The organism is Pseudomonas sp. W2-17, assembly GCF_041060445.1.
Lineage (GTDB): Bacteria > Pseudomonadota > Gammaproteobacteria > Pseudomonadales > Pseudomonadaceae > Aquipseudomonas.
In genome coordinates this window covers 214,557-231,552 of the sequence record NZ_JAUFNS010000009.1, presented here as the reverse complement: position 1 = coordinate 231,552, position 16,996 = coordinate 214,557, and the positions used below count along the sequence as shown (strand labels likewise).

16 protein-coding genes are annotated in these 16,996 nt (G+C 63.1%); 11 read left to right on the top strand and 5 right to left on the bottom strand.

All coding sequences use genetic code 11. The features are described from left to right. Positions 1–4 precede the first annotated feature (4 nt). On the bottom strand, positions 5–1,624 hold the full coding sequence (locus QWI20_RS13970; protein WP_369305987.1) for a methyl-accepting chemotaxis protein: 1,620 nt from the start codon (positions 1,622–1,624) through the stop codon (positions 5–7). Positions 1,625–1,892: 268 nt separating this feature from the next. Next, on the bottom strand, positions 1,893–2,729 hold the full coding sequence (locus QWI20_RS13965) for an IclR family transcriptional regulator (RefSeq protein WP_369305986.1): 837 nt from the start codon (positions 2,727–2,729) through the stop codon (positions 1,893–1,895). 246 nt (positions 2,730–2,975) lie between these two features. Between QWI20_RS13965 and QWI20_RS13960 the strand changes: the two genes are divergently transcribed. Genes QWI20_RS13960 through QWI20_RS13930 form a run of 7 tightly spaced genes read left to right on the top strand, consistent with a single transcriptional unit; the run spans position 2,976 to position 9,611 of the window. Next, positions 2,976–4,004, top strand: coding sequence for an ABC transporter ATP-binding protein (locus QWI20_RS13960; RefSeq protein WP_369305985.1), 1,029 nt, complete (start codon positions 2,976–2,978; stop codon positions 4,002–4,004). After that, on the top strand, positions 4,001–4,864 hold the full coding sequence (locus tag QWI20_RS13955; RefSeq protein ID WP_369305984.1) for an ABC transporter permease: 864 nt from the start codon (positions 4,001–4,003) through the stop codon (positions 4,862–4,864). The genes QWI20_RS13960 and QWI20_RS13955 overlap by 4 nt, the downstream gene beginning before the upstream one ends. 3 nt (positions 4,865–4,867) lie before the next feature. Then, entirely contained in the window at positions 4,868–5,662 is a 795-nt protein-coding gene (locus QWI20_RS13950; protein ID WP_122535809.1) for an ABC transporter permease, read from the top strand. A 43-nt stretch (positions 5,663–5,705) separates the two neighbouring features. After that, a complete protein-coding gene (locus tag QWI20_RS13945; RefSeq protein ID WP_369305983.1) occupies positions 5,706–5,996 on the top strand; it encodes a (2Fe-2S)-binding protein in 291 nt (96 codons plus the stop codon). Then, complete coding sequence (locus QWI20_RS13940; RefSeq protein WP_369305982.1) at positions 5,993–7,369, top strand: FAD-dependent oxidoreductase; 1,377 nt, start codon at positions 5,993–5,995, stop codon at positions 7,367–7,369. The genes QWI20_RS13945 and QWI20_RS13940 overlap by 4 nt, the downstream gene beginning before the upstream one ends. Continuing rightward, positions 7,366–8,562, top strand: coding sequence for an NAD(P)/FAD-dependent oxidoreductase (locus QWI20_RS13935; protein ID WP_369305981.1), 1,197 nt, complete (start codon positions 7,366–7,368; stop codon positions 8,560–8,562). The genes QWI20_RS13940 and QWI20_RS13935 overlap by 4 nt, the downstream gene beginning before the upstream one ends. Then, entirely contained in the window at positions 8,559–9,611 is a 1,053-nt protein-coding gene (locus QWI20_RS13930) for an ABC transporter substrate-binding protein (protein ID WP_369305980.1), read from the top strand. Before QWI20_RS13935 ends, QWI20_RS13930 begins: the two co-directional genes overlap by 4 nt. A 291-nt stretch (positions 9,612–9,902) precedes the next feature. Here the strand turns inward: QWI20_RS13930 and QWI20_RS13925 are convergent, their stop codons facing one another. Continuing rightward, on the bottom strand, positions 9,903–10,439 hold the full coding sequence (locus QWI20_RS13925) for an N-acetyltransferase family protein (RefSeq protein WP_369305979.1): 537 nt from the start codon (positions 10,437–10,439) through the stop codon (positions 9,903–9,905). A gap of 266 nt (positions 10,440–10,705) precedes the next feature. On the opposite strand from QWI20_RS13925, the gene QWI20_RS13920 reads away from it, so the two are divergent. Next, positions 10,706–11,557: a CAP domain-containing protein gene (locus QWI20_RS13920; RefSeq protein WP_369305978.1), complete on the top strand. Its 852-nt coding sequence runs from the start codon at positions 10,706–10,708 to the stop codon at positions 11,555–11,557. A 43-nt stretch (positions 11,558–11,600) separates the two neighbouring features. Here the strand turns inward: QWI20_RS13920 and QWI20_RS13915 are convergent, their stop codons facing one another. Next, complete coding sequence (locus QWI20_RS13915) at positions 11,601–12,200, bottom strand: hypothetical protein (protein ID WP_369305977.1); 600 nt, start codon at positions 12,198–12,200, stop codon at positions 11,601–11,603. 146 nt (positions 12,201–12,346) lie between these two features. Beyond that, positions 12,347–13,498 carry an ABC transporter ATP-binding protein gene (locus QWI20_RS13910; protein WP_369305976.1) on the bottom strand — a complete coding sequence of 384 codons (1,152 nt, stop codon included), beginning with the start codon at positions 13,496–13,498 and terminating at the stop codon, positions 12,347–12,349. A 221-nt stretch (positions 13,499–13,719) separates the two neighbouring features. Between QWI20_RS13910 and QWI20_RS13905 the strand changes: the two genes are divergently transcribed. The 3 genes from QWI20_RS13905 to QWI20_RS13895 all read left to right on the top strand — a co-directional run bounded on the left by QWI20_RS13905 (position 13,720) and on the right by QWI20_RS13895 (position 16,983). Then, positions 13,720–15,054: a sugar ABC transporter substrate-binding protein gene (locus tag QWI20_RS13905; RefSeq protein WP_369305975.1), complete on the top strand. Its 1,335-nt coding sequence runs from the start codon at positions 13,720–13,722 to the stop codon at positions 15,052–15,054. Positions 15,055–15,209: 155 nt separating this feature from the next. Then, the gene (locus QWI20_RS13900; protein WP_369305974.1) at positions 15,210–16,115 is read left to right on the top strand and encodes a carbohydrate ABC transporter permease; all 906 of its coding nucleotides are present in this window, start codon (positions 15,210–15,212) and stop codon (positions 16,113–16,115) included. A 1-nt stretch (position 16,116) separates the two neighbouring features. Further along, positions 16,117–16,983: a carbohydrate ABC transporter permease gene (locus tag QWI20_RS13895; RefSeq protein ID WP_369305973.1), complete on the top strand. Its 867-nt coding sequence runs from the start codon at positions 16,117–16,119 to the stop codon at positions 16,981–16,983. Positions 16,984–16,996 lie beyond the last annotated feature (13 nt).

The window sequence follows — 16,996 nt, the reverse complement described above, 5'->3', positions numbered from 1 at the left end:
AGCGCTACGCACTCAACCGCGAAATCACGTCGTTCAACCCCGCCGACAACACACTCAGATCCTGACTCGCGGTCTGGGTGCGCTGGACGTTGTCCTGGTTGGTGGTAGCGATGGCGGTGATTTCGGTCAGGTTGCGGGAGATGTCTTCGGCCACGGACGTCTGCTCTTCCGCTGCCGTGGCGATCTGGCGGTTCATGTCGCGGATGGCTTCCACGGCGCTGGTAATGCGCTCCAGCGAAGAACCTGCCAGCGCCACCTGATCGACGCTTTCCTGACTGCGGGCCTGCCCGCTTTCAATCGCCTGGGCAGCATCGACCGCGCCGGTCTGCACCGAGCTGATGATCTGGTTGATTTCCGCCGTCGACGCCGCCGTGCGCTGGGCCAGCGTACGCACTTCGTCGGCAACCACCGCAAAACCGCGCCCGGCATCGCCGGCACGGGCTGCTTCGATGGCCGCGTTCAGCGCCAGCAGGTTGGTCTGCTCGGCGATGCCGCGAATCACTTCCAGCACTTTGCCGATCCGCCCGCTGTCGGTTTCCAGACGACGAATGACGTTGGCGGTGTTGCTGATCTCGGTGCGCATTTGGGTGATGGCAGTGATGGTCGCGCCCATCACCTTGCTGCCTTCCTGGGAACTGCGGTCCGCTTCGTCAGCGGCCTGGGCTGCCTGGGCGGCATGGCGGGCGACTTCCTGGGCGGTGGCGGACATTTCAGTCATCGCCGTCGCCACCTGGTCGGTGCGCTCGAACTGCTCGTGAGTCCCTTGGGCCATCAGCGCGGCAATGGCTTTCAGCTCGCCGCCGGCACTGTCCAGGTCGGTGGTGCTGCGCTTGAGCCGGGTGAAGGTGTCGGCGAGGAAATCCCGCAGCGTGTTGGCGGCAACCGCCAGACGCCCCAGCTCATCCTGACGGGTGATGCTGACGCGGTCGCTGAACTTGCCCTGACTCAATTGCGCGACGTATTCGATCAACAGGCGGATCGGGCCGACGATATTGCGGTTGACCATCCACAGGGTGAGCACGCCCACCAGCAGCGCCGAGGCGAGCATGACCAGCGTGCCGATGAGAATGGTCCGGTCAGCCGTGCTGCTGAGGATTTTCGACTGCTCGTCACTCTGCTTGCGCAGGCCAGTCACCAGGCCGGTCATCTGCTCGCTGGCGGCACGGTCGACGCCTTTAACGGCCATGTCCCCGGCGACCGGATCACCCCCGGCAGCGATGTAAGCGTCACGGCCTTTGCGGTAAGCCACACCTAACGTGCGGTGCTCATTGCGCAGCGCATCAACCTGGGTTTTGGTTGCCGAATCCAGCCCGTCCATTGCACTCAGGCTGCCGAGGGTGTCCTGCACCTGACGTTCCTGGTCTTCGAACTGCGCCCAGAACTTGTCGCGATCGGCCGGCTGCTTGCCGCGCAACAGCACGTTTTTCCACTCCTGCACCTGCACCTTGAATTGCAGGTTGGCCTGATCGACCAGTTGCGAGGCGTGCAGCGGCCCTTCAAGCAGACCGCGATAGGCGTGCACGTTGCTGGACAGGAACTGGAAACACGCGAGGGCAATCAGCACGACCAGCACGAGGCTGCCGCTGAGCAGCGCAAGGATCTGCAATTTCAGGGATTTGGACATACGAGGCATCTCAAAAGGGAGGACAACCTGCTCCGAGGATCGCCCGGAGTTTTTTTGCGGCTTGCCACATCCCTGTGCCATCGCGTCGGACCGATCCGAAAACGAGGCGCCTACACAGAGTGATTCGACCCCGCGCAGGGTTTCTTGAAGGTCGCCTCGGCAGATCCGACCAATGGCTGAAAAGCGCCAACGGCAAGGGCTGCAGCCCAGTCAAACGGTGGTCAAGACGTGCTGAACGGGATTCAGATGAGTGCGTACCAGGCAGCGATCATTCCCGCTGGCCGAACACTTGGGAGGGTCTGCGCAGCACCGGATCGAAGGGGTTGATTTTCTGGCTGATCGCCGCGGCCTCGCGCTTGAGCATGTCCACCACCGTGGGCATGCGGTCTGCACTGAGGCGGTCGCTGATGGTCGCCACACTTAACGCCGCCACCGCCCGGCCATCACGGTCCAGAATCGGCACTGCCAGACCCGCCATGCCTTCCAGCACGCCGGTGTTGCGCGCGGCATAGCCGGTCCGCCGCACCGTGTCGATTTCCGAGCGCAGCATCACTTCGTCGTACAGATGGAAATCCCGCAGGCGCGGCAGGTTGTAGCGGATCACGGTCTCGCGTTCGTCTTCCGGCAGAAACGCCAGAATCGCCAGGCTGCCCTGCCCCACGCCCAGCGCCACGCGGCCGCCGATATCGCCGGTGAAGGTGCGGATCGGGTACGGCCCTTCGCTGCGGTCCAGGCACACCGCATCGAAACCACTGCGGGCGAGCAGAAACAACGAGTCCCCCAACGAGGCCGACAGGCGCAGCAAACTCGGCCGCACCACGTCGCGCAGGTTGCCGGACTGCCCGGCGCGCGCGGCCAGGGCGAAGAATTCCAGGCTCAGGCGATAACGTTTGCTGCGCACGTCCTGCTCGACCATGCCTTCGTCCATCAGGCTGCGCAACAAGCGGTGGGTGGTCGGTTGAGAGAGCCCGACCTGTTGAGCCAGTTGGGTCACGCGCTCACTGCCATCGGGACAATTGCCCAGCGCCCGCAGCACGGCAAACAGGCGAGAGACCCCACCAACCCCCGTTTCTTTCTCACCACTCTTCCGCTCAGTGGAATCCATTTCGCTCTACTCCTTATTTCTTTTCGCTGAATGAATGAATTCGAAAAAACTACTCACTCAATGAAATTGCTCGTTGAGCGCATCCTAGTCTTGGGCCTAGGATCGGTCCACAGGGCGATTTGAATAACAGCGGCAGCCGACACCGATCGAGCGCCAGCGTCCACGGCACACGCAGCACTTCTCTTCGCATCTGCCCATAAAAAACGCGCGCCTTCGGTGCGCACGAAAAAAAGGTGGAACGCAGCCATGGCTTTTCTTCAACTCCAGGCACTGTGCAAGCGCTACGGCCCTGTCGATGCAGTCGTCGCCACTGACCTCTCCGTGGAGAAAGGCGAATTCGTCTCGCTGCTCGGCCCCTCCGGCTGCGGCAAAACCACCACCCTGCAAATGATCGCCGGCTTCGTTGATGTCAGCGCCGGCCGCATCCTGCTGGATGGCCGCGACATTACCCACGCCAAACCGGCCAGTCGCGGCCTCGGCGTGGTGTTTCAGTCCTACGCGCTGTTCCCGCACATGACCGTGCGCGACAACGTGGCGTTCGGCCTGAAGATGCGCAAAGTCTCGGCCGCCGATATCGAGCGCCGCGTCTCCCGGGTGCTGGAGCTGGTGCGCCTCACGCCCCATTCTGAGCGTTATCCGCGCGAGCTGTCCGGCGGCCAGCGTCAGCGCGTGGCCCTGGCCCGGGCGTTGGTGATCGAGCCGCCGGTGCTGCTGCTGGACGAGCCCCTGTCCAACCTCGACGCCAACCTGCGCGAGGAGATGCAATTCGAAATCCGGCGCATCCAGCGCGAAGTCGGCATCACCACCCTGATGGTCACCCACGACCAGGCCGAAGCGCTGTCCATCAGCGATCGCGTCGTGGTCATGCAGGCCGGGCGTATCACCCAAATCGACGAGCCCTACAACCTCTACGAACACCCCCGTACCCGTTTCATCTCCGGCTTCGTCGGCAAGGCCAATCTGCTGCGCGGCGATCGCGATGCCAGCGGCGCGGCCCAGGTGCGCCACGAGCCAGGCGACGGCGAACTGGTGCTGAGCCTGCGCCCGGAGAAAATTGACTTGGTGCCTGCGGGGACCGGGCGGCTGCAAGGGCGCGTGGTCATGCGCTACTTCCTCGGCAGCCAGTGGCTGTACCGCATCGAAACGCCCATCGGCGAAATCACCGTGGTGCGCCGCAACGATGGCGACGCGCCGATGAACGAAGGCTTCGCGGTAGGGTTGGACTGGCCGTCCGATCTGCTGCGGGTGTTAAGCGTCGACGAGGTGCCGGCATGAGTGTGCTGCGCGACACCGGACGCGGCTACCTGCTATCGGCCCCGGCCCTGGCGCTGTTCTTCGGCCTGCTGTTGCTGCCATTGGCGTTGACGCTGGTGCTCTCGTTCAACGTGTTCGACTACGAAGTCGGAGTCAAAAGCGGTGAATGGACCCTGGCCCAGTACGCCAATCTGCTCACCGATTCGTACTTCTACGAGATCTTCCTGCGCACCTTCTGGATCAGCGCCCTGGTGACCCTGCTGTGCGTGGTGATCGGCGTGCCCGAGGCCTACATCCTTAGCCGCATGGGCACCCCGTGGCGCTCGATTTTCCTGATCCTGATCCTCACGCCGCTGCTGATTTCGGTGGTGGTGCGGGCGTTTGGATGGGGCCTGTTGCTGGGCGCGGACGGTCTGATCAATCAGGCGATCCAGGCCCTCGGCGGTCGCCCGATCAAGATGCTCTACACGCCGTTCGCGGTGATTCTGGCGCTGGTCCACGTGATGCTGCCGTTCATGATCATCCCGGTGTGGACCTCGCTGCAGAAACTCGACGCCTCCGCCGAACAAGCCGCGCTGTCCCTCGGCGCCACTCAGGCGCAAGTGATGCGCATGGTGGTGCTGCCGCAGGTGATGCCGGGCGTGCTGTCGGGGACGCTGATCGTCTTCGGCCTGTCGGCCAGTTCGTTTGCCATCCCCGGCCTGCTTGGCGGACGCCGGCTGAAGATGGTCGCCACCGTCGTCTACGACCAATACCTTTCGGAACTCAACTGGCCCATGGGCGCGGCGATTGCCGTGGCGCTGCTGCTGATCAACCTGTTGGTCATGCTGTCGTGGAACCGGCTGGTTGAAGGCCGCTACAAAAAATCCCTGGGGGAATGAGCCATGTCCAAGAACGGTCCTCTGGCCCTGTCGTTTCATGCCCTGGTGGTGATTTTCATGCTGGCGCCGCTGGTGGTGGTCTGCCTGGTGGCCTTCACCCCGGAAAACACCCTCAGCCTGCCGTGGCACGGGTTTTCCCTGCGCTGGTTCAGGGCGGTGTTCGAGCGCGCCGACTTCATTCAGTCCTTCTACAACAGCCTGATTCTGGCGGTGGTCGCGGCCACCCTGGCAACGTTGATTGCGGTGCCGGCGGCGTTGGCGATCACCCGCTATCGCTTTCCCGGCCGCGACTTTCTCAACGGCCTGTTCCTGTCGCCGATCATCATTCCCCATCTGGTGCTGGGGGTTGCGATGCTACGCCTGTTCGCGCTGATGGGCGTGAACGGCAGTTTCGTCTGGCTGATGTTCGCCCACGTGGTGGTGATCACGCCGTACGTGCTGCGGCTGGTGATCGCCGCCTCCATCGGCATGGACCGCAGCGCCGAGCAGGCCGCTGAATCCCTCGGTGCCAGCCGCTTCACGTTGTTTCGCCTAATCACCTTGCCGATGATCCTGCCCGGCGTGGCCGGTGGCTGGCTGCTGGCGTTCATCAACAGCTTCGACGAAGTGACGCTGTCGATCTTTGTCACCTCGCCCTCGACCCAGACCCTGCCGGTGCGCATGTACGTGTACGCCACCGAATCCATCGACCCGATGATGGCGGCGGTGTCCGCGCTGGTTATCGCCCTGACGGCGGCCACCATGATCATCCTCGACCGGGTGTACGGCCTGGACCGTGTGCTGGTGGGGAGGCATTGATGACTCTTTCATCCATTGACATCTGTCTCAGGGAGGGCGCGCCATGGCGCTGCTGAAACGACTGGCCGAACGCGATCGCGCCGTGGTCGCCTTCACCCTCGACGGTCAGCCGGCCAGTGGATTGCAGGGCGACACGCTGCTCACGGCGGTGCTGACCGTAGAGGATTCGTTGCGCGGCAGCGACTTCAGCGGCGAACCCCGCGCCGGTTTCTGCCTGATGGGCGCGTGCCAGGATTGCTGGGTGAAACTGGGCGACGGTCGGCGGGTGCGGGCCTGTTCGACGCTGCTGGAAGCTGGCGTGTGCGTGAGTCGTGAACCGGGGCGCAGCGTATGAATGCGCCGACCCTTCAGGCCATCAACACCGTCATCGTCGGCGCTGGCCCGGCCGGGATTCGCGCGGCGCAGACGCTGCTCGCCCACGGCCTGCGCCCTTGTCTGCTGGATGAAAGCCTGCGTGGCGGCGGTCAGGTCTATCGTCGCCAGCCGGAGCATTTCAAACGCTCGGCAAAGGCGCTGTACGGTTTCGAAGCAGGCAAAGCCGAGTCGGTTCACGCCACCCTCGATCAGTTGCAGACCGAAATCGACTACCGCGCCGAGACGCTGGTGTGGAACGCCGAAGCACGCACCCTCGACACCCTGCGCAATGGCCGCGCCGCGCAGGTGCCGTTCAAGCATCTGATCGTGGCCACCGGCGCCACCGACCGCATCCTGCCGGTGCCGGGCTGGACGCTGCCCGGTGTCTACAGCCTCGGCGCGGCGCAGATCGCGCTGAAGTTTCAGGGCTGCGCCATCGGTCAACGCGTGGTCTTTGCCGGCAGCGGGCCGCTGCTGTATCTGGTGGCGTATCAGTACGCCAAGGCCGGTGCGACGGTGGCGGCAGTGCTCGACAGCTCGCCCTTTTCCGCCCAGACCCGCGCCCTGCCCGCGCTGCTCGGGCAACCGTCGACACTGGCCAAAGGGCTTTATTACCGCGCGTGGCTGACCGCCCGCGGCGTGCCGGTCCATCAAGGCGTTCATCTGCACGACATTCAGGGCGAGCGACGGGTCAGCGGGGTCAGTTGGCAACAGGGCAATCAGCGGAAAAACCTCGCCTGTGACGCCGTCGCCTTCGCCCATGCCCTGCGCAGCGAAACCCAATTGGCCGATCTGCTCGGCTGCGAATTTGCCTGGAGCCCATTGAATCGCGCCTGGCTGCCCACCCGCGACGCGGCCGGCCGCAGCAGTGTCGAGGGGGTTTATCTGGCCGGTGATGGGGCCGGGATCATGGGCGCCGACGCTGCGGAAATGGCCGGCGAACTGGCGGCGCTGACCTTGCTCGGCGACATCGGTTACCGCATCGACCGCGCCCGCAGCATCGAATTGCAGCGGCAACTGGAAGGCATTCAGCGGTTTCGCCAGGGACTGGAAACGGCGTTCCCCTTCCCCGAAGACTGGGCGGCCAAGGCGCCGGACAGCCTGACCGTGTGCCGCTGCGAAGAAGTCAGCGCCGGCGATATCCGTCAGACCGTGGCCGAGGGTCATTGGGAAATCAACCGGGTCAAGGCCATGTGCCGGGTCGGCATGGGCCGTTGTCAGGGGCGCATGTGCGGCCTGGCCGCGACGGAAATCGTCGCTCAGGCGTCGGGGCGGGAGATTTCCAGCGTGGGTCGTTTGCGCGGGCAGGCGCCAATCAAGCCGCTGCCGTTTGGCGTGGAGGCAGAACAATGAGCCAGCCCATTGAAGTGGATGCGGTGATTATTGGCGGCGGGATCGTCGGCGCCTCGGCGGCGCTGTTTCTGGCCTTGAGCGGGAAACACGTGGCGTTGCTGGAGCGGGACTTTTTCGGTTCGCATTCCAGTGGTGTGAACTACGGCGGCGTGCGCCGTCAGGGCCGCCCGCTGTCGCAACTGCCGCTGTCCCGGCGCGCTCACGAAATCTGGGGGGACCTGCGCGCGTTCATCGGCACTGACGGCGAATACGTGCGCTCCGGGCATCTCAAGCTGGCCCGCAGCGACAAGGACATGGCCGCGCTGGTTGCGTATGAAGAGGCGTCGCGCGGGTTCGGGATGGAACTGCAGCTGCTCGATCACGCCCAGTTGCGGGCGCGCTTCCCCTGGGCGGGCGATGTGGCGGTGGGCGCTTCGTTGTGTGCTGACGACGGCCATGCCAATCCGCGCCTCGTCTCCCCGGCGTTTGCCTCTGCCGCACGCCGCGCCGGTGCGCAGACCGTCGAGCAGGCCCACGTCAGTGAGGTCGCCCATGACGGGCAGTCTTTTCGGGTGAGGACCGCCAGCGGCCTGAGCTTTCGAGCGCCGTGGCTGCTCAATTGCGCCGGTGCCTGGGCGGCGCAACTGGCCAATCAGTTCGACGAACCGGTGCCAATGCGCGCGGGCCACCCGGCGATGCTGGTGACCGAACCGCTGCCGATGTTCATGGACGTCAGCACTGGCGTCGAAGGCGGCGGGATTTATGCGCGGCAGGTGGCGCGGGGCAATTGCGTGCTGGGCGGCGGTCAGGGATTTCCGCTGGACCTGGCCACCGCCCGCCCGGGTCAGGCGGCGATTCTGGAGATCCTGCGCAACGCCGTTGAACTGTATCCGCCGCTGGCCGGTGCCCAGGCCATTCGCACCTGGAGCGGCACCGAAGGGTACCTGCCCGACCGCGAGCCGGTGCTGGGGGCCAGTTCGACGCAACCCGGTCTGCTGCACGGCTTCGGCTTTGCCGGATCGGGCTTTCAGATTGGCCCGGCGGCGGGCGAGGCTTTGGCGCAGATCGTCTGCGTTGGGGCCTCGAACATCAACCTGACGCCGTTCTCGATCACCCGCTTTCAATCGCAACCGCACATTTCATCGCATGCCATCGTTGTGCCGTCCGGCACCGATAACGTCATTCCATTGCTCAGAGGAAGGTCGAACCCATGACTCACACGAAACGTGTTGCCCTGACCGGCTTGTCTTGCCTGCCGTTCGCTATGTTGCTTGCTTCGATGCCCGCACAGGCCGAACCGACGCTGTACCTGGGCATGAACGGCGGCACCATGGAGCGCTTGTACGCCGACAATGTGCTGCCCGCGTTCGAGAAGGCCAACAACGTCAAGGTGGTGATCGTGCCGGGCACGTCCTCGGACATCCTCGCCAAGGTCCAGGCCAGCAAGGACAACCCACAGATGCACGTGATGTTCCTCGACGACGGCATCATGTACCGCGCCATTTCCATGGGTCTGTGCGGCAAGCTGAACCCGAGCGCGAGCCTGGCGGACATTCCGGCCAAGGGCAAGATCAAGGAAGAAGCGGTGGCCGTGAGCCTTGGCGTCACCGGCTTGGCCTACAACACCAAGATGTTCAAGGACAACGGCTGGAGCGCGCCGACGTCCTGGGCCGACATGGCCGACCCTAAATACAAGGAGAAGCTGGTGTTCCAGTCGCTGGCCTCCTCCACCTTCGGGCTGCACGGCTTTCTGATGTTCAACCGGCTGCAGGGTGGCAACGAAACCAACGTCGAGCCGGGTTTCAAAGCATGGCCGAAGACGGTGGGCCCGAACGTGCTGGAGTACATCGCCAGCTCCGCGAAGATCTCGGAGATGGTGCAGACCGGTGAAGCGGCGCTGTTCCCGCTGACGCCGACCCAGGTGACCGCGCTCAAGCTCAAGGGCGTGCCGGTGGAATACGCGCCGCCGAAGGAAGGCGGTGTGGTGTTGAACGTGGCCGAATGCACCATCGCCAACAACGACCAGCCGGAACTGGCGCAGAAGCTCGCGGCGTTCCTGCTGACCCCGGAAGCCCAGGCGCCGGCCCTGGAAATGGGCGACCAGATCCCGTCCAACCCGAAAACCCCGACCACCGACAAGACCCGCGGTCAGGTGGAAGCCATGAACAAATACCTGGAAACCGCCGTGACCATCGACTGGGATCAGGTCAACCAGGTCCGCCCGGAATGGAACGCCCGCTGGAGCCGCTCGATCGAGCGGTAGATGATTAAGGTTGGACCGCGATCCAGTAGTAGGACCGGCTTCAGCCGGGAAAGCGTCGGAGGCCATGCCGCAAAATGGATGGCGCACCCGCTGGCCTCTTCCCGGCTAAAGCCAGTCCCACTAATCAACCGCGATCCAATAGTAAGAAATCGACCGCGATCCCATAGTGGGACCGGCTTCAGCCGGGAAGGCGTCGGAGGCCATGCCGACAAATGGATGGCGCGCACGCTGGCCTCTTCCCGGCTAAAGCCGGTCCTACACTGTGTACGCGATCGATTAGTGGGATCAGCTTCAGCCGCTCTCTGACCCGGAACGTCTTAAATCACACCACATATGCACCTTGGAGACGTACTGATCCCCCACCGCCACGGCATACGGCTCGACCCCGAACGTCTCAAACCCCATCCGCTCATACAAGTCCTGCGCGCCGCGATTGCCGTCGGTCACCGTCAACTGGACGAGTAACAGCTGCGGCACGCTCCGCGTATAGGCCAACACACTGCAGACCAGGTCATGCCCGACGCCTTTCCCCCGATGGGCGTGGGGCACGTACATCCCGAACAGCGTGGATTTGTGACGCGCCTTTTTTCTGCTTTCAAGAGAAAGGCCGGCAACCCCCAGCAGTCTCCCTGCTTCTACGGCGCCGAACACCACTTCCGTCGCCTCAGGCCCGACCACAAGGCGCTTTTCCCACCAACTGATCGGCAAGGCTTCGCGCTCGCCGACGTCGGAGGTAAACGCATCAGGATGGAGGGCATAGGCTTCAAGCATCAGGGCTCGGTAAGCCGAGGCATATTCCGGGGTCAGTCGCTGAATGGTCGTGGTCATCAAAGTCACACTGCAGGGTCGAGCGCTGATTATGGGTCGCAGGCCGCGTGACGACTATCACCGGGGCGCAGAATAAACAAACACCCTCCCGTCGTACCCGTTCGTTCATGCATCAATGTGCACCAGACGGCAAAACACCAGGTTTTCACGCCGGCTATTGCAAAAACCCTGCTCATCGCTGCAACCTCCACGGTTTGTGCGGCTCAGACTATTTCGCGACAGGTAAAATCGCGCACCGTGGGCGCGTCAGTTCGAGGGAGATTTCCATGCGTTTCAGATCATTCATCCAGTGTCTCGCTGTTGTGCCCCTGGCGCTGCTGATGGCAGGGACGGCCGTGGCCAGCGAAGAAACGCAGCTGATCCAGTCAATCAATTCCTACCGCAGCCAGGCCCAGCCCTGCGCCAATGTGGCGTCGACCGAGCTGCCGCCGCTGAACAGCGACCCGCGCCTGAACCTGCCCGCCAGTGGCACGGTGGATCTGCAGCCGATGCTGGCCCGGGCGTCGTATCCGATGGTCAGCGTCCAGGCCATCACCCTCTCGGGCCCGCGCGACGCACAAGCGGCCATGGCGGCGATTCAGGAAAGCTTTTGTCAGGTGGTGCTCAATCCGCAGTTCGTCGACATCGGCGTCAGCCGCAACGATCGTGACTGGCGCATCGTGCTGGCGCGCCCACTGCTGGCGGGCGGGCTGGGTAACGCGCAGGCCGAGGGCCAGAAACTGCTGGGGCTGATCAATGAAGCGCGCAAGCAACCGCAGCAATGTGGCACCCAGTCGTTTTCCGCTGCTGCCCCGCTGGTGTGGAACGACACGTTGATGAGCGCAGCCGAAAGCCACTCACGCTCCATGGCCAATAACAATTATTTTGATCACAAGGGTCGCAACGGCGGGACGCCGGGGGACCGTGCGGAGCTGGCCGGGTATATCGGCCAGCAGATCGGCGAGAACATTGCCGCCGGGCAGGACAATGCGCGCAAGGTGGTCGAAGGCTGGCTGGCCAGCCCCGGCCACTGCGCCAACCTCATGAACCCGCAGTTTCATGACCTCGGCGCTGCGTACGCCACCGACCCGAAAAGCGACGCCGGCATTTACTGGACGGCGCTGTTCGGGGTGCAGTAAGCGCTGATGGGCTTGCGAGCCGCCTTACCAAGCGGCTCGGCGATTACAGCCCGTCAGCGGCGTGCAATGTGCGCAGCTCAACGTCCGCCGCGCTTTTCTTCTGCCAGACCGGCCAGTACTCAACCCGCTTGGACTCGACCGAGGTCTTGTTGCTCTCGAACCAGCTCAGGGATTTCGGCGAGTTGGTCACACGCTTGGTGTCGGCGATCCAGTCCTTGAAATCGCCGGACTGCGAGCTGTATTCCGCTTTCGGATCGCGGGCCACCGGCCACAGTGAGAAGCGCGCTTTCCACATGCCCATGCGCGGGATGACCATCGAATAGTAGGTCTTGCCCGGCGCCAGGTCGGCTTCCATGAAGTCCGCCGCTTCCGAGACCACCATGAAGGTGTGGTGGCCCGGCGTCGTTGGGTAGGCGACCTTGGTGCCATTGGCGAGGATGCCGATGAACTGGGTCTTGCCGCCGGTCACGTCATACACGGACGCGTCGATGGCCTTGGCCATGAACGCGCTGCGCATGAACACGACCTGGGTACTGTCCTGGGGACTGGCTTCGATGGCTTGATTGTCGGCGGGTTTCATCATGGACGAACAGCCGGTCAGCACCAGTGTGCCAACCAACGCCAGAATGTGGGTAATGCGCATTTACAGCTCCTTGGGAAAATATCCGGCCCGAAAACGGATCGGGCCCGGGGCTGTATCGGCGCTGACACTTTTCTCTTGAATGAAAAAAACACCGCGAGGGCTCTGGAACCGGCGTCCCAAGGCGCCCTGATCAACGCACAGGCCGATTATCCCGCCTGGATCGCCGACGCCGGAACCTGCCCGTCGCCCACGTTCGCCTCGGTGTAATGCCGCCGGTGCGCCAGTGCCTGACCCTGTTCATCGAACAGATGGCAACGGTGGCCCTGGACACCGACACGCAGCAGTTGCCCCGCCTTGACCGCCGACATTCCCTCGCCCTTGACCATCAGATCATGGCCGTCGTCGGTCTGCGCGTGGGTAAACGTCTCCCCGCCCAGATGCTCGACCACCAGGGTTTTTACCGGAATCTGCGCATCGCCCTCGCCCCGATCCGACAGATGCTCGGGACGCAGGCCCAGGGTCAATGGGTCGCCCGCCTTGACGTGTTCGGCCATCACCGGGACCCATAACAGCTCGCCACCCGGCAGGCTGACCTGGACGCCTTCGGCACTGATGTCTACCGCCGTGACTGGTAGAAAACTCATCTGCGGCGAGCCGATGAAGCCCGCGACAAAGCGGTTGCGCGGATGGTGATACAGCTCCAGCGGCGAGCCCACCTGTTCGATGCAACCCTTGTTGAGCACGACGATCTTGTCAGCCAGGGTCATGGCTTCGACCTGGTCATGGGTGACGTAGACCATGGTCGCCTGGAGGTCAGCGTGCAGCTTGGCGATCTCGATGCGCATCTGCACCCGCAGGGAGGCATCGAGGTTGGACAGCGGTTCGTCGAACAGAAAGACTTCGGGCTCATGGACGATGGCCCGGCCGATGGCGACGCGCTGACGCTGGCCGCCAGACAATGCCTTGGGCTTGCGGTCGAGCAGCGGTTCGAGCTGCAGGATGCGCGCGGCATTGCGCACCTTGGCTTCGATCTGGTCCTTGGGGGTCTTTTGCATCTTCAGCCCGAAGGCGATGTTGGCGTAGACCGACATGTGCGGGTACAGCGCGTAGGACTGGAACACCATGGCCACGCCGCGATCGGCCGGCTCCAGGTATGTCACGTCCCGGGCGCCGATGCGAATCTGACCCTGGGTAATGCTCTCCAGGCCCGCGATACAGCGCAGCAGGGTTGACTTGCCGCACCCCGAAGGTCCGACGAACACCACGAACTCGCGGCTCTCGATACTCAGGTGGATGTCATGCAAGACCTTGATCTCGCCATAGGCCTTCTCGACGCCACTCAAACTGAGCTCAGTCAAAATCGTATCCCCTGAATTATTGTTGTTTGGGCATTTCTCGTGGCAACGGCGCGCTGATTTGACAGCAATGCATTTTGTCCTACGATCATTTGTAATTCGTAAATTACAAATGTCAAGGAACTCGCCCGAACCGGATTAACTGCCCCGTTGATTCACCTGTATGCACGGTTAACACCTGTCCCCGCGTAACCCTCACCCACAACAATAATGAGGTCACGTAAATGAAGAAGCTGGTTTGGAATGCCCTCGCCCTGTCGATTGCGCTGGGTTCCGGCGCCGCACAGGCCTGGACGCTGGAAGAGGCCGCCGCGCCGTACAAGGGCACCGAAATCAAGGCGATTTTCCTCGACCGTCCCGGTTACGCCGCCGCCATAAAACTGCTGCCGGAGTTCGAAAAGAAAACCGGCATCAAGGTCAGCTACGAAACCATCCCCTACGAGAATAGCCGCGAACGCGAGGTGCTGAGTTTCACCTCCGGCGAGCAGCTCGACGTCGTGCTGACGGACGTGGTGTGGATCGGCGAATTCGCCGGCAACGGCTGGCTTGAACCGGTCACCACCTTCACCCAGGACGCGAAGCTCGCCGACCCGGACCTCAAGCTGGAGGGTTTCTTCCCGATCCTGCTGGAATCCTTCGGCAGCTGGGACAAACAGACCTACGGCCTGCCGTTCGATAACTACTCCGGCCTGCTGTTCTACAACAAGTGCATGCTCAAGGACGCCGGCTTCGACAAGCCGCCGGCCACGTGGGACGAACTGCTCAAGGACTACGCGCCCAAACTCACCGACAAGACCAAGGACCGCTACGCCTACGCCCTGCAATCGCGGCGCGGTGAAACGCAGTCGGCGGACAGCTTCATGCGTTTCCTCTGGCCGTTCGGCGGCTCGTTGCTGGACGATCAGTTCAAATCCAACCTCAACTCCAAGGCATCTCAGCAAGGCCTGCAATTTCGTCAGGACCTGATGAAATACATGCCGCCGGGCATCGTCGATTACGACCACAACGAAGCGGTCAACGCCCTCGCCCAAGGCAAGGTGGCGATGATCACCGAATGGTCGGCGTTCTACGGCACCCTGGCCGACCCGACGAAATCGAAAATCACCGACTGCCTCGCCGTGGCCACCGAGCCCAAAGGCCCGGCCGGTTTGAAGCCGGCGCTTGGCGGGTTCTCCCTGGGCGTGAACGCCAAGTCCGACGACAAGCAGAAGGCCGCGGCGTGGCTGTTCATCCAGTGGGTCACCTCCGAAGCCATGGCCAAGCCTTACCTGGACGCCGGTGGCGTGAGCGGGCGGATGTCGGTGTACAAGGACGCCGACGTGCAGAAGAAATACCCGTTCGTGCTGCCGATGGTGACCTCGTGGGAAGGCGGCGTGCCTGACTACCGCCCGCGCTTCCCGCAATGGCCGGAAATATCCGAAGTCGTCGGCGAAAACGGCACCGCGATCATGCTCGGCAAAACCAGTGTGGAAGACGGTGCCAAGGCGATTGGGAGCAGGATGGAGGAGATCCTGAAGAAGGCAGGGTATTACGACGGCAAGGTCAAATTGCTGAAGTGACGGTTTGACCACACTCCCGTAAGAGCAGGCTTGCTGGCGAATGGAAAATGTCTGACACCTCTGCGGTGAATGACACAGCGTATTCGCCAGCAAGCTGACTCCCACAGGGGCTCAGCGTAATGCCGTGAGATGTGCGCACCTTCGAGACCCACCACATGCCGAACACGAAAAAACCACCCTTCCCGACCCTGTGGAACAACACCCGCGCGGCCTTTGCCTTTCTCGCGCCGGCCACTGTTGCCCTGGCGCTGATCGGCATCTTTCCGACGGTGTTCGCGCTGGTCAATTCGTTCCGCCAGTACAACCTGGCCCGGCCAAAAGACGCGACGCCTTTCATCGGCTTCGACAACTACCTCAACGTGCTCAACGACGCTTCGTTCTGGGCCGCGCTGGGGCGAACCGGGCTGTTTCTCATCACCGTGGTGCCGATCCAGCTGGCGCTGGGGCTGATCATCGCGCTGATGCTGCACAAGCCCGGCCTCTCCGGGTTCAAACTGCTGGCGCGCATGAGCCTGGTCATCCCGCTGGCCACTGCGCCCGCCGTGGCAGGGCTGATTGGCCGGCTGATCTTCAACCGCGATTTCGGCGTCGCCAACGCCCTGCTCTCACTGGTCAATGCCGGGCCGGTCGAATGGCTGGGCGACACCACCAACGCGTTCATTGCCGTGGCGCTGATGGACATCTGGCAATGGACGCCCTTCTGCGCGCTGGTGCTGCTCGCCGGGCTGACCATGGTGCCCAACGAAATCGAAGAAGCCGCGCGCCTGGAAACCCGCAGCCGCTGGCAGATCGTGCGTTACGTGCAACTGCCGTTTCTGCTGCCCAGCGCGACGGTGATCTTAATTCTGCGCACCGCTGACATCCTGAAGATGTTCGACACCGTGTTCACCATGACCCGTGGTGGGCCGGGAGCCGCGACTGAACTGGTCAGCGTCTATATCCAGCGCATCGGCTTTCGCGTGTTCGATCAGGGCGTCGCGTCGGCGCAGGCGATCCTCATGCTGATCCTGACCATCGTGCTGGCCCGGCTGTACATCAAATTCGTTTATCGGGAGATCTGACATGGCCACCGTTGCGACTGCAAAAAGCCCGGCGACACCCGCCTTCGTGCGCCCTCGGGCCAGGGTCAATGCCTGGCATCTGGTCGGTCTGCTGGCGATCTTCCTGTTCGCGGTGTTTCCGTTCTACTGGATGGTTGCCACCAGTCTCAAGACCCAGGCCGAAGCCCTCGCCTCGCCGCCAATCTGGGCGTTCACACCGCACTTGGATAACTACGTGAAAGTGCTGTTCGAGCGCGACGTGCTGAAAAGCCTCGGCAACTCGCTGATCGTCGCGGTCTGCACCACGGTGCTCGCCGTCGGCCTCGGCACACCGGCGGCCTACGCGCTGGCGCGGTTTGAATTCAAAGGCAAGGAGGACCTGTGGTTCTGGTTCATCACTAACCGCATGCTCAGCCCCATCGTCGTGGCACTGCCGATCTTTCTGATGGCGCGCAACATGGGCCTGATCGACACCCATCTGGTGCTGATCCTGATCTACCTGACCTTCAACCTGCCCATCGTGGTGTGGATCTGCACCGACCAGTTTCGCGGCGTGCCGAAGGACCTGGACGAAGCCGCGCGGCTCTCGGGCGCGTCACGCTTCACCATCTTCTGGCGCATCGCTCTGCCGCTGGCGATGCCAGGGGTGGCGGTGTCGGCGATCTTCTCGTTCATCTTTTCCTGGAACGAGCTGCTGTATGCGCTGGTGCTGACGCGCAACGCCGCCCGCACCGCGCCGGTGACCGCCACCAGTTTCATGAGCGGCTACGACTTGCCCTGGGGCGAGATCATGGCCACCGGCACGCTAATCGTGTTCCCGGTGATTATTTTCGCGTTGATGGTTTCCAAGCATCTGGTGCAAGGGCTGACCATGGGCGCCGTGAAATAGACGCCCCGCTTTA

Excerpts from the sequence above, each read along its gene's own strand:
- QWI20_RS13970 (WP_369305987.1), bottom strand. The coding sequence starts at position 1,624 with ATGTCCAAATCCCTGAAATTGCAGATCCTTGCGCTGCTCAGCGGCAGC.
- QWI20_RS13905 (WP_369305975.1), top strand. The coding sequence starts at position 13,720 with ATGAAGAAGCTGGTTTGGAATGCCCTCGCCCTGTCGATTGCGCTGGGT.
- QWI20_RS13915 (WP_369305977.1), bottom strand. The coding sequence starts at position 12,200 with ATGCGCATTACCCACATTCTGGCGTTGGTTGGCACACTGGTGCTGACC.
- QWI20_RS13930 (WP_369305980.1), top strand. The coding sequence starts at position 8,559 with ATGACTCACACGAAACGTGTTGCCCTGACCGGCTTGTCTTGCCTGCCG.
- QWI20_RS13900 (WP_369305974.1), top strand. The coding sequence starts at position 15,210 with ATGCCGAACACGAAAAAACCACCCTTCCCGACCCTGTGGAACAACACC.
- QWI20_RS13965 (WP_369305986.1), bottom strand. The coding sequence starts at position 2,729 with ATGGATTCCACTGAGCGGAAGAGTGGTGAGAAAGAAACGGGGGTTGGT.
- QWI20_RS13955 (WP_369305984.1), top strand. The coding sequence starts at position 4,001 with ATGAGTGTGCTGCGCGACACCGGACGCGGCTACCTGCTATCGGCCCCG.
- QWI20_RS13895 (WP_369305973.1), top strand. The coding sequence starts at position 16,117 with ATGGCCACCGTTGCGACTGCAAAAAGCCCGGCGACACCCGCCTTCGTG.
- QWI20_RS13950 (WP_122535809.1), top strand. The coding sequence starts at position 4,868 with ATGTCCAAGAACGGTCCTCTGGCCCTGTCGTTTCATGCCCTGGTGGTG.
- QWI20_RS13920 (WP_369305978.1), top strand. The coding sequence starts at position 10,706 with ATGCGTTTCAGATCATTCATCCAGTGTCTCGCTGTTGTGCCCCTGGCG.
- QWI20_RS13925 (WP_369305979.1), bottom strand. The coding sequence starts at position 10,439 with ATGACCACGACCATTCAGCGACTGACCCCGGAATATGCCTCGGCTTAC.
- QWI20_RS13940 (WP_369305982.1), top strand. The coding sequence starts at position 5,993 with ATGAATGCGCCGACCCTTCAGGCCATCAACACCGTCATCGTCGGCGCT.
- QWI20_RS13945 (WP_369305983.1), top strand. The coding sequence starts at position 5,706 with ATGGCGCTGCTGAAACGACTGGCCGAACGCGATCGCGCCGTGGTCGCC.
- QWI20_RS13935 (WP_369305981.1), top strand. The coding sequence starts at position 7,366 with ATGAGCCAGCCCATTGAAGTGGATGCGGTGATTATTGGCGGCGGGATC.
- QWI20_RS13960 (WP_369305985.1), top strand. The coding sequence starts at position 2,976 with ATGGCTTTTCTTCAACTCCAGGCACTGTGCAAGCGCTACGGCCCTGTC.